This is a genomic window from Klebsiella sp. TF21-TM, assembly GCF_019753495.1.
Classification (GTDB): domain Bacteria; phylum Pseudomonadota; class Gammaproteobacteria; order Enterobacterales; family Enterobacteriaceae; genus Klebsiella; species Klebsiella quasipneumoniae.
This window is the reverse complement of sequence record NZ_JAIJYL010000008.1, coordinates 55,731-67,492: the sequence shown is the minus strand read 5'-3', so window position 1 is coordinate 67,492 and position 11,762 is coordinate 55,731. Positions and strand designations below refer to the sequence as shown.

7 protein-coding genes are annotated in these 11,762 nt (G+C 57.5%); 3 read left to right on the top strand and 4 right to left on the bottom strand.

The genetic code is table 11. The features are described 5' to 3' along the window. Positions 1-2: 2 nt before the first annotated feature. Positions 3-1,073: a glycerophosphodiester phosphodiesterase gene (glpQ, locus tag K5R89_RS09800; RefSeq protein WP_217259338.1), complete on the top strand. Its 1,071-nt coding sequence runs from the start codon at positions 3-5 to the stop codon at positions 1,071-1,073. Positions 1,074-1,144: 71 nt separating this feature from the next. Here glpQ and yfaE read toward each other — a convergent pair whose 3' ends face one another. The 4 genes from yfaE to ubiG all read right to left on the bottom strand — a co-directional run bounded on the left by yfaE (position 1,145) and on the right by ubiG (position 5,989). After that, positions 1,145-1,399 carry a class I ribonucleotide reductase maintenance protein YfaE gene (gene yfaE / locus K5R89_RS09795; RefSeq protein ID WP_004201692.1) on the bottom strand — a complete coding sequence of 85 codons (255 nt, stop codon included), beginning with the start codon at positions 1,397-1,399 and terminating at the stop codon, positions 1,145-1,147. After that, positions 1,399-2,529: a class Ia ribonucleoside-diphosphate reductase subunit beta gene (nrdB, locus tag K5R89_RS09790; protein ID WP_004140835.1), complete on the bottom strand. Its 1,131-nt coding sequence runs from the start codon at positions 2,527-2,529 to the stop codon at positions 1,399-1,401. The genes yfaE and nrdB overlap by 1 nt, the downstream gene beginning before the upstream one ends. 101 nt (positions 2,530-2,630) lie before the next feature. Beyond that, complete coding sequence (gene nrdA, locus K5R89_RS09785; RefSeq protein WP_048297918.1) at positions 2,631-4,916, bottom strand: class 1a ribonucleoside-diphosphate reductase subunit alpha; 2,286 nt, start codon at positions 4,914-4,916, stop codon at positions 2,631-2,633. Between the two features lie 344 nt (positions 4,917-5,260). Continuing rightward, on the bottom strand, positions 5,261-5,989 hold the full coding sequence (gene ubiG / locus K5R89_RS09780; protein WP_171879157.1) for a bifunctional 2-polyprenyl-6-hydroxyphenol methylase/3-demethylubiquinol 3-O-methyltransferase UbiG: 729 nt from the start codon (positions 5,987-5,989) through the stop codon (positions 5,261-5,263). 146 nt (positions 5,990-6,135) lie between these two features. Here ubiG and gyrA point away from each other — a divergent pair, with 146 nt between their 5' ends. Together gyrA and rcsC are read left to right on the top strand one after the other, a co-directional pair. Next, on the top strand, positions 6,136-8,769 hold the full coding sequence (gene gyrA, locus K5R89_RS09775) for a DNA topoisomerase (ATP-hydrolyzing) subunit A (RefSeq protein ID WP_004201688.1): 2,634 nt from the start codon (positions 6,136-6,138) through the stop codon (positions 8,767-8,769). Between the two features lie 131 nt (positions 8,770-8,900). Continuing rightward, a complete protein-coding gene (gene rcsC, locus K5R89_RS09770) occupies positions 8,901-11,741 on the top strand; it encodes a two-component system sensor histidine kinase RcsC (protein WP_023290484.1) in 2,841 nt (946 codons plus the stop codon). Positions 11,742-11,762: the final 21 nt, after the last annotated feature.

Here is an 11,762-nt window from a genome sequence, read left to right as displayed (position 1 = left end):
CGATGAACATGAAACTCACCGCGCTAATGAGCGGCATGATGTTGGCCAGTTCTGCGCTGTGCTTCAGTGCGACAGCGGCGGATAAAATGGTTATCGCCCACCGGGGCGCCAGCGGTTATCTGCCTGAACATACCCTGCCGGCGAAAGCGATGGCCTACGCGCAGGGGGCGGATTACCTTGAGCAAGACCTGGTGATGACCAAAGACGACCGACTGGTGGTGTTGCACGACCACTATCTGGATCGGGTGACCGACGTGGCCCAGCGCTTCCCGCAGCGGGCGCGTCAAGATGGCCGTTTTTACGCCATCGACTTTACCCTGGCCGAGATCAAGTCGCTGACGTTTACCGAAGGGTTTGAGCCGAAAGATGGCAAGAATGTGCAAACCTATCCCGGGCGTTTCCCGATGGGCAAATCCGATTTCCGCATTCATACCTTCGAAGAAGAGATTGAGTTTGTCCAGGGGTTAAACCATTCGACCGGCAAAAACATTGGCATCTACCCGGAAATCAAAGCGCCGTGGTTCCACCATCAGGAAGGCAAGGATATTGCCGCCAGCACGCTGAAAGTGCTGAAAGAATATGGCTACACCAGCAAGCAGGATAAGGTCTATCTGCAGTGCTTTGACGCCAACGAGCTCAAGCGTATTAAGCATGAGCTGGAGCCGAAGATGGGCATGGATCTCAAGCTGGTGCAGCTTATCGCCTATACCGACTGGAATGAAACCCAGCAGCGGCAGGCTGACGGCAAGTGGGTGAACTACAGCTATGACTGGATGTTCAAGCCGGGGGCAATGGCGCAGATTGCGCAGTACGCCGACGGCATTGGTCCGGATTATCATATGCTGGTGGCGGAAGGCTCAAAGCCGGGGGCGGTGAAGCTGACGGCGATGGTCAAGGAGGCGCACGCCAGCCATCTGCAGGTGCATCCGTATACCGTGCGCGCGGATCAGCTGCCGGAGTACGCCAGCAACGTCAATCAGCTCTATGACCTGCTGTATCGCCAGGCGGACGTCGATGGCTTGTTTACCGATTTCCCGGATAAAGCGGTGCAGTTTCTGGAGGCTAAGCAGTAAAAAGCCGGGTTTACCCGGCCTGTGAACGGCAGTTTTGTCGGGCGCATAAGCGTTACGCCGCCCGACAAAACTTACATCTCAATTTCGATATCGCCCTTCGCCCGGCAGCAGCAGGGCAAAATTTCTCCCGGCTGGATAAAGGCCAGCGGCTCGGTCAGCCAGTCAACCTGGCCGGAGACCAGACGAGTGCGGCAGGAGCCGCAATAGCCTGCGCGGCACTGATACTCGACGTCGATATTATGCGATTCAAGAGCAGCCAACAGGGAAGGGTGTTCATCCTGACACTCAAGGCGAGTGTCAGAGATTTTCAAGAAGATCCGCTTCATTACAGCTGGAAGTTGCTCAGGTCGTCGGCATCGACTTCAGAGTCGATCTGGCCGACCAGGTAAGAGCTGACCTCTACTTCCTGCGGCGCCACCTGGACGTTGTCGGAGACCAGCCAGGTGTTGATCCACGGGATCGGGTTGGAGCGGGTCTGGAACGGCAGATCGAGGCCCACCGCCTGCATGCGGATATTGGTGATGTACTCGACGTACTGGCAGAGAATATCTTTGTTCAGGCCAATCATCGAGCCGTCGCGGAACAGATAGTCCGCCCACTCTTTCTCCTGCTGCGCCGCCAGCACGAACAGGTCATAGCACTCCTGCTTGCACTCTTCGGCGATTTCCGCCATTTCCGGATCGTCGCTGCCGGAGCGCAGCAGGTTCAGCATATGCTGAGTGCCGGTCAGGTGCAGCGCTTCATCGCGGGCGATCAGGCGGATAATTTTGGCGTTGCCTTCCATCAGTTTGCGCTCGGCAAAGGCGAAGGAGCAGGCGAAGCTGACGTAGAAGCGGATCGCTTCCAGGGCGTTGACGCTCATCAGGCACAGATAGAGTTTCTTTTTCAGCTCGCGCAGATTGACGGTCACGGTCTTGCCGTTGACGGTGTGGGTGCCTTCGCCCAGCAGGTGCCAGTAGCTGGTCATCTCGATCAGCGAATCGTAATAGTGGGAGATCCCCTCGGCACGCTTCTGGATCTGCTCATTGGTGACGATATCGTCGAACACGGTCGCCGGGTCGTTGACGATGTTGCGGATGATATGGGTGTACGAGCGCGAGTGAATGGTCTCGGAGAAGGCCCAGGTTTCCACCCAGGTCTCCAGCTCCGGGATGGAGATCAGCGGCAGCAGCGCCACGTTCGGGCTGCGGCCCTGGATGGAGTCGAGCAGCGTCTGGTACTTCAGGTTGCTGATGAAAATGTGTTTTTCATGTTCCGGCAGCGCCTGGTAGTCAATGCGATCGCGGGAGACGTCAACCTCTTCCGGGCGCCAGAAGAAGGAGAGCTGTTTTTCAATCAGCTTTTCAAAGATATCGTATTTTTGCTGATCGTAGCGGGCCACGTTAACCGGCTGGCCAAAAAACATTGGCTCAAGCAGCTGATCGTTTTTCGTCTGTGAAAAAGTGGTGTATGCCATTGAAGTGAGTCCTGTTGAACTGTATTGCCCGGCGGCGATGCGTTGGCCGGGCCTACAAAATCGTAGGCCGGGTAAGCGTAGCGCCACCCGGCAAAAATACCTTAGATCTTACAAGCGCCGCTTTCGCAGCCGTCGTCCTGGATGGACGGGGCCAGGTCATCCTGAGCGTCTTCAGCGCCATCACGGGTGTTGTGATAGTACAGCGTTTTGACGCCGAATTTATAGGCGTTGAGCAGGTCTTTCAGCAACTGCTGCATCGGCACTTTTCCGGAAGGGAAGCGCGTTGGATCGTAGTTGGTATTCGCAGAGATCGACTGGTCGATAAACTTCTGCATGATACCCACCAGCTGCAGATAGCCGTCGTTGTTCGGCATTTCCCACAGCAGTTCGTAGGCGTTCTGCAGGTTTTCGTAGTCCGGCACCACCTGGCGCAGGATCCCATCCTTCGACGCTTTGATACTCACGTGGCCGCGCGGCGGCTCGATGCCGTTGGTGGCGTTGGAGATCTGCGACGAGGTCTCGGACGGCATCAGCGCGGAGAGCGTGGAGTTACGCAGGCCGTGGGTTTTGATGGACGCGCGAAGCGCTTCCCAGTCGTAGTGCAGGGCTTCGCTGACGATGCCGTCCAGGTCTTTTTTATAGGTATCGATCGGCAGGATACCCTGCGCATAGGTGGTTTCGTTGAACCACGGGCAAGCGCCCTGTTCGATAGCCAGTTCGTTGGAGGCCTTCAGCAGGTAGTACTGAATCGCTTCGAACGTTTTGTGGGTCAGGTTGTTGGCGCTGCCGTCGGAGTAGCGTTTGCCATGCTTCGCCAGATAGTAAGCGAAGTTGATCACGCCGATGCCCAGCGTACGGCGGCCCATCGCGCCGCGTTTGGCGGCCGGGATGGGGTAATCCTGATAGTCGAGCAGCGCGTCCAGGGCACGCACCGCCAGCACCGCCAGCTCTTCCAGCTCGTCGAGGCTGTCGATAGCCCCGAGGTTAAAGGCCGACAGGGTGCACAGCGCGATTTCGCCGTTTTCGTCGTTGACGTCTTCCAGCGGTTTAGTCGGCAGGGCGATCTCCAGGCACAGGTTAGACTGGCGCACCGGGGCGACCACTGGATCGAACGGGCTGTGGGTGTTGCAGTGGTCGACGTTCTGGATGTAGATGCGGCCGGTGGAGGCGCGCTCCTGCATCATCAGCGAGAACAGCTCAACCGCTTTAATGCGCTGCTTACGAATGCTGTCGTCCTGCTCGTACTGGGTGTACAGGCGTTCAAATTCGTCCTGATCGGCGAAGAAAGCGTCATACAGGCCCGGGACGTCGGAAGGGCTGAACAGGGTAATGTCGCCGCCCTTCAGCAGACGGGTGTACATCAGCTTGTTGATCTGCACCCCGTAGTCCATGTGACGAACGCGGTTGGCGTCGGTCCCGCGGTTGTTTTTCAGCACCAGCAGGCTTTCCACTTCCAGATGCCACATTGGGTAGAAGAGGGTCGCCGCGCCGCCGCGTACGCCGCCCTGCGAGCAGGACTTCACCGCGGTCTGGAAATGTTTGTAGAACGGAATGCAGCCGGTGTGGAAGGCTTCGCCGCCGCGGATCGGGCTGCCCAGCGCGCGAATGCGGCCGGCGTTGATGCCGATGCCGGCGCGCTGGGAAACGTATTTCACAATCGCGCTGGAGGTAGCGTTGATGGAGTCCAGGCTGTCGCCGCACTCGATCAGCACGCAGGAGCTGAACTGACGGGTTGGGGTACGCACGCCGGACATGATCGGCGTCGGCAGCGAGATTTTAAAGGTCGACACCGCGTCGTAGAAACGCTTGATGTAGTCCAGACGCGTTTCGCGCGGGTAGTTAGAGAACAGGCAGGCAGCCACCAGAATATAGAGGAACTGCGCGCTCTCATAAATTTCGCCGGTGACGCGGTTTTGTACCAGATACTTGCCTTCCAGCTGCTTAACGGCAGCGTAGGAGAAGTTCATGTCGCGCCAGTGGTCGAGGAAACCGTCCATCTGCTGGAACTCTTCTTCCGTGTAGTCTTCCAGCAGATGATGATCGTATTTACCCTTCTCGACCATCTTCACCACGTGATCGTAAAGCGCCGGCGGCTCAAACTGGCCGAAGGCTTTTTTACGCAAATGGAAAATCGCCAGACGCGCGGCGAGGTACTGGTAATCCGGCGCCTCGCGGGAGATCAGATCCGCAGCGGCTTTGATAATGGTTTCGTGGATGTCCGCGGTTTTAATGCCGTCATAGAACTGGATATGCGAGCGCAGCTCTACCTGGGAAATCGAAACGTTATTCAGTCCTTCTGCCGCCCAATCCAGTACGCGATGGATTTTGTCGAGATTGATGCGCTCGGTGGTTCCGTCGCGCTTTGTCACCAGCAGACTCTGATTCATGTGGATTTTACCTGTCCGTGAAAGAAAATATCCCCCGTTTATCCACAGAAGGCCGTTGTGACTAACTCTGTGGATAAATACTATATGTAGGGGGTTGTCGATAAAAGGAACGCTATATGGTGAGTATTTTAGTAAGGAATCTTTTGAGTACAAGGGTTGATTTTGACGTTAAATTGAGGTTGCGGAAGGGTAATAATCCGCAAGTCCACGTCGCATAAGGCCTGGAGAAGAAGTCAATAAAACAGAAAAAAAAATGAAAATTTGATCGAGTGCTGATTTCTTCATCGGAAGAAATAATCACGCGGCTTGATGCCGCGCAATCATCATAAGCGCAGGTGCTGACGTCACGCTTTTTTGGCGCTGGTATGCAACATATAGTTAACATCAACCCCCGGCGCCAACTTGAAGGTGTTGGTCAACGGATTGTAATGCAGGCCGATGATATGCTGCTCTTTCAGAGAAGTCTGATCTACCCAGCCCAGCAGTTCGGCCGGCTTGATAAACTTTTTCACATCATGAGTGCCTTTGGGCACCATCTTCATGACATATTCCGCGCCGACCACCGCCATCAGCCACGCTTTACCGTTACGGTTGATGGTGGAGAAGAAGACCTGGCCGCCAGGCTTCACCAGCCGCGCGCAGGCGTGGACGACCGACTGTGGGTCAGGGACGTGCTCCAGCATCTCCATACAGGTGACGACGTCATACTGCTGCGGATGCTTCGCGGCATGTTCTTCAACCGTTTCCTGAACATACTCCAGCTGAATTCCGCTCTCCAGGGCGTGCAGTTTCGCCACCTGCAGCGGCTCGGCGCCCATGTCCAGCCCGGTGACCGTCGCGCCTTCGCGCGCCATGCTCTCGGCGAGGATGCCGCCGCCGCAGCCGACATCGAGGACTTTTTTACCGAACAGGCCGCCTGAGCGTTCGGCGATATAGCCCAGCCGCAGGGGGTTAATGCGGTGGAGCGGTTTGAACTCGCCCTCCAGATCCCACCAGCGCGAGGCGACGGCTTCGAATTTGGCGATTTCAGCATGATCGACGTTAGGGGCTACCGACGTTTTTTCGGCATTCATGGGCGCTTTTACTCCTTTTCTGTTCAGACCTGCGAGTATATCAGCAGCGCGCCATGAATAAACCGTATTGCTTTACCTCTCTTAGCGCGGCTGTGTTATAATTTGCGACCTTTGAATCCGGGATACAGTAGAGGGATAGCGGTTAGATGAGCGACCTTGCGAGAGAAATTACACCGGTCAACATTGAGGAAGAGCTTAAGAACTCTTATCTGGATTATGCGATGTCGGTCATTGTTGGCCGTGCGCTGCCGGATGTCCGAGATGGCCTGAAGCCGGTACACCGTCGCGTACTTTACGCCATGAACGTATTGGGCAATGACTGGAACAAAGCCTATAAAAAATCAGCCCGTGTCGTTGGTGACGTAATCGGTAAATACCACCCGCACGGCGACTCCGCGGTATACGACACCATCGTGCGTATGGCGCAGCCGTTCTCGCTGCGTTACATGCTGGTGGACGGCCAGGGTAACTTTGGTTCCATCGACGGCGACTCCGCCGCGGCGATGCGTTATACCGAAATTCGTCTGGCGAAAATCGCTCATGAGCTGATGGCCGATCTTGAAAAAGAGACGGTCGATTTCGTTGACAACTATGACGGCACGGAGCGTATTCCGGACGTCATGCCGACCAAAATTCCTAACCTGCTGGTAAACGGCGCCTCCGGGATCGCCGTCGGGATGGCCACCAACATACCGCCGCATAACCTGACGGAAGTGATCAACGGCTGTCTGGCCTATGTCGACGATGAAGACATCAGCATTGAAGGGCTGATGGCGCATATTCCTGGCCCTGATTTCCCGACCGCCGCCATTATCAACGGCCGTCGCGGCATTGAAGAGGCCTACCGCACCGGTCGCGGTAAAGTCTACATCCGCGCGCGCGCGGAAGTGGAAGTGGATGCGAAATCCGGCCGCGAAACCATCATCGTGCATGAAATTCCCTATCAGGTGAACAAAGCGCGCCTGATTGAGAAAATCGCCGAGCTGGTAAAAGAAAAACGCGTGGAAGGCATCAGCGCGCTGCGTGACGAGTCTGATAAAGACGGGATGCGCATCGTGATTGAAGTGAAGCGCGACGCGGTAGGGGAAGTGGTGCTCAACAACCTCTATTCCCAGACCCAGCTGCAGGTCTCCTTCGGCATCAACATGGTTGCGCTGCACCATGGCCAGCCGAAGATCATGAACCTGAAAGACATCATCGCCGCCTTCGTGCGCCACCGCCGCGAAGTGGTGACCCGTCGCACCATTTTCGAGCTGCGTAAAGCCCGTGACCGCGCGCATATCCTCGAAGCGCTTGCCGTGGCGCTGGCCAATATCGACCCGATTATCGAACTGATCCGTCGCGCGCCGACCCCGGCTGAAGCGAAAGCAGCGCTGGTTGCCCAGGCGTGGGATCTCGGTAACGTCGCGGCGATGCTGGAGCGTGCCGGTGATGACGCCGCGCGTCCGGAATGGCTGGAGCCAGAGTTCGGCGTGCGCGAGGGTAAATACTACCTGACCGAGCAGCAGGCCCAGGCGATTCTGGATCTGCGTCTGCAGAAACTGACCGGCCTTGAGCATGAAAAACTGCTCGACGAATATAAAGAGCTGCTGGAGCAGATCGCGGAACTGCTGCACATCCTCGGCAGCGCCGACCGTCTGATGGAAGTGATTCGCGAAGAGCTGGAGCTGATCCGCGACCAGTTCGGCGACGAACGTCGTACCGAAATCACCGCCAACAGCGCTGATATCAACATTGAAGATCTGATCAACCAGGAAGACGTGGTGGTCACCCTGTCGCATCAGGGCTATGTGAAGTATCAGCCGCTGACCGACTACGAAGCACAGCGTCGTGGCGGTAAAGGCAAATCGGCAGCGCGCATTAAAGAAGAAGACTTTATTGACCGCCTGCTGGTGGCCAACACCCATGACACCATCCTCTGCTTCTCAAGCCGCGGTCGTCTGTACTGGATGAAGGTCTATCAGCTGCCGGAGGCCAGCCGCGGGGCGCGCGGTCGTCCGATCGTCAACCTGCTGCCGCTGGAAGCCGATGAGCGTATCACCGCTATCCTGCCGGTCCGCGAGTATGAAGAGGGCGTCAACGTCTTTATGGCCACCGCCAGCGGTACCGTGAAGAAAACCGCGCTGACCGAGTTCAGTCGTCCGCGTTCCGCCGGCATTATCGCGGTGAACCTGAACGAGGGCGATGAGCTGATCGGCGTCGATCTGACCTCTGGTCAGGACGAAGTGATGCTGTTCTCCGCGGCCGGCAAGGTCGTGCGCTTCAAAGAGGATGCCGTTCGCGCCATGGGCCGTACCGCCACCGGTGTACGCGGCATTAAGCTGGCGGAAAACGACAGCGTCGTCTCGCTGATTATTCCGCGCGGCGAAGGCGCGATCCTGACGGTGACGCAAAACGGTTACGGTAAACGTACCGCCGCGGCTGAGTATCCGACCAAGTCGCGTGCCACCCAGGGCGTTATCTCGATCAAAGTCACCGAGCGTAACGGTTCCGTGGTCGGCGCCGTACAGGTGGATGATTGCGATCAGATCATGATGATCACCGACGCCGGGACGCTGGTGCGTACCCGCGTTTCCGAAGTGAGCATCGTGGGCCGTAACACCCAGGGCGTGATCCTCATCCGCACCGCGGAAGATGAAAACGTGGTGGGGCTGCAGCGCGTCGCTGAGCCGGTCGACGACGAAGAACTGGACGCCATCGACGGTAGCGCGGCGGAAGGCGATGACGATATCGCCCCGGAAGCGGATACCGATGACGACATCGCCGAAGACGAAGAGTAATCGTCCCAGGTAAATGTTCTGAAAGGGCCGGGTATTCTCCCGGCCCTTTTTGCATTAACATTGCGGCAAAGCCGGTTTACCGCTACTTTAACCCCATTCTGTTGAGTCCCTGACGGCCGAGCATCGCCACATTGAAATATCTTGCCTCTTTTCACACAACCCTGAAGGTTTCCCGTTATCTGTTCAGAGCGCTGGCGGTATTGCTGTGGCTGCTGATTGCGTTTGTCTCTGTGTTTTATATCGTCAACGCGCTGCACGAGCGGGAAGCCGAGATCCATCAGGAGCTCAATCTCAACGCCGATCAGGCCCAGCGCTACATTCAGCGTACGGCGGATGTGATTAAAGAGCTGAAGTACGTCGCCGGTAACCGGCTGTCGGCAGGGGATGCGGTAGCACAAGGGCAAAGCGGCGATATTGCGATCCCCAGCTTTGAACCCCTGTATCCTGACTCCGACTGCAGCGCGATGAGTAGCGCCTGGCGTAATTCGCTCCAATCGCTGGCGTGGTTTATGCGCTACTGGCGGGATAATTTTACCGCCGCCTATGACCTTAACCGCATCTTTCTCATCGGCAGCGATAATCTCTGTATGGCCAACTTTGGCCTGCGTGACGTGCCGATTGAGCGCGATCAGGCGCTGAAAGTCCTGCATCAACGCATTGAGCAATACCGCAATGCGCCGCAAAACGAGCGCGGCAACAACCTGTTCTGGATAAGCCAGGGCATGCGCCCCGGGGTGGGCTATTTTTACGCCCTGACGCCGATCTATATGGCCAATCGCCTGCAGGCGATGCTCGGCGTTGAGCAGACCATCCGCATGGAAAGCTTCTTTACGCCGGGCAGCCTGCCGATGAGCGTGACTATCTTCGACGATAACGGCCAGCCGCTGATCTCCCTGGCCGGCGCGGAAAGCAAAATCCAGAGCGAAGCGAAATGGATGCAGGAGCGAATGTGGTTTGGCTACAGCGCGGGTTTCCGCGAGCTGGTGCTGAAGAAAAGCCTCGCGCCGTCCTCCCTGAGCATCGTCTATTCCGTCTCGGTAGACCAGGTGCTGGAGCGGATCCGTATGCTGATCATCAACGCCATCGTTCTCAATATCCTCAGCGGCGCGATGCTGTTTGCGCTGGCGCGGATGTATGAGCGGCGCATTTTTATCCCTGCGGAAAATGACGCTCAGCGGCTGGAAGAGCATGAGCAGTTCAACCGCAAAATCGTGGCCTCCGCCCCGGTGGGGATCTGTATTCTGCGCACCCTCGACGGGACCAACATTCTCAGTAACGAGCTGGCGCACAACTATCTGAACATGCTGACCCATGAGGACCGCCAGCGGCTGACGCAGATCATCTGCGGCCAGCAGGTCAACTTTGTCGATGTGCTGACCAGCAACCATACCAACCTGCAGATTAGCTTTGTCCACTCGCGCTATCGCAACGAAAACGTGGCGATTTGCGTGCTGGTGGACGTTTCCGCCCGCGTGAAGATGGAAGAGTCGCTGCAGGAGATGGCCCAGGCGGCGGAGCAGGCCAGCCAGTCGAAATCGATGTTCCTTGCCACCGTCAGCCATGAGCTGCGTACTCCGCTGTATGGCATCATCGGCAACCTCGATCTGCTGCAGACCAAAGCGTTGCCGAAGGGCGTCGATCGCCTGGTGACGGCGATGAACAACTCCTCAAGCCTGCTGTTGAAAATCATCAGCGATATTCTCGATTTCTCCAAAATCGAGTCCGAGCAATTGAAGATCGAGCCGCGGGAATTTTCCCCGCGCGAGGTCATGAACCATATCTCCGCCAACTATCTGCCGCTGGTGGTGCGCAAGCAGCTGGGTCTGTACTGCTTTATCGAACCGGACGTTCCGGAACAGATGTCCGGCGACCCGATGCGCCTGCAGCAGGTGATCTCCAACCTGCTGAGCAATGCGATCAAGTTCACCGACACCGGCTGCATTATCCTGCACGTCCAGTGCGCGGGGGATTATCTGCAGATTAGCGTCCGCGACACCGGGGAGGGGATCCCGGCGAAAGAGGTATTGCGTCTCTTCGACCCCTTCTTCCAGGTGGGGACCGGCGTGCAGCGCAACTTCCAGGGCACCGGCCTTGGCCTGGCGATCTGTGAAAAACTGATCAGCATGATGGATGGCGATATCGCCGTGGAAACGGAGCCGGGAATGGGCAGCCGCTTTACCATCCGCATCCCGCTGTATGGCGTGCAGAACACGCCGCAGATGACGGCGAACGGTTTCGCTGGCAAGACCTGCTGGCTGGCCATCCACAACACCTCGCTGGCGATGTTCGTCACCTCGCTGCTCAGCTATCACGGCCTTACGGTACGTCGTCATGCCGGAGAAACCCCGGACGCCGAGGATGTCTTACTCACTGACGATGAAGCGCTGAGCGGCTGGCAGGGAAGGGCGATGGTCATCTTCTGCCGTCGTCATATCGGTATTCCGCAGGAACGGGCCGCCGGCGAGTGGCTGCATAGCGTGACGACGCCGCATGAACTGCTGCCGCTGTTGGGGCGTATTTTCCACGTCGCGCTGGCCAGTGCGGACAATAGCCGGGCGCTGATGGCGCCGGAGGCGCAGGCCGGCAATAACGACGACATGATGATCCTCGTGGTCGACGATCATCCGATCAACCGGCGCCTGCTGGCGGATCAGCTGGGATCGCTCGGCTACCAGTGCGTGACCGCGAACGACGGGGTCGACGCGCTCAACGTCCTCAGCAAGCAGCACATCGATATCGTGCTCAGCGACGTCAACATGCCTAATATGGATGGTTATCGCCTGACGCAGCGCATTCGTCAGCTTGGCCTGACGCTGCCGGTGATTGGCGTCACGGCCAATGCCCTGGCGGAAGAGAAGCAGCGCTGTCTGGAATCGGGGATGGACAGCTGTCTGTCCAAGCCGGTGACGCTTGACGTGCTGAAGCAAACGCTGACGGTATATGCGGCGCGGGTACGTAAAGGGCGGGAATAACGGGGAACTCCGTCTCGCCGG

What these genes read in the sequence shown, in the direction of transcription:
- glpQ (WP_217259338.1), top strand. Translation starts at nt 3, where the DNA reads ATGAACATGAAACTCACCGCGCTAATGAGCGGCATGATGTTGGCCAGT.
- yfaE (WP_004201692.1), bottom strand. Translation starts at nt 1,399, where the DNA reads ATGAAGCGGATCTTCTTGAAAATCTCTGACACTCGCCTTGAGTGTCAG.
- nrdB (WP_004140835.1), bottom strand. Translation starts at nt 2,529, where the DNA reads ATGGCATACACCACTTTTTCACAGACGAAAAACGATCAGCTGCTTGAG.
- nrdA (WP_048297918.1), bottom strand. Translation starts at nt 4,916, where the DNA reads ATGAATCAGAGTCTGCTGGTGACAAAGCGCGACGGAACCACCGAGCGC.
- ubiG (WP_171879157.1), bottom strand. Translation starts at nt 5,989, where the DNA reads ATGAATGCCGAAAAAACGTCGGTAGCCCCTAACGTCGATCATGCTGAA.
- gyrA (WP_004201688.1), top strand. Translation starts at nt 6,136, where the DNA reads ATGAGCGACCTTGCGAGAGAAATTACACCGGTCAACATTGAGGAAGAG.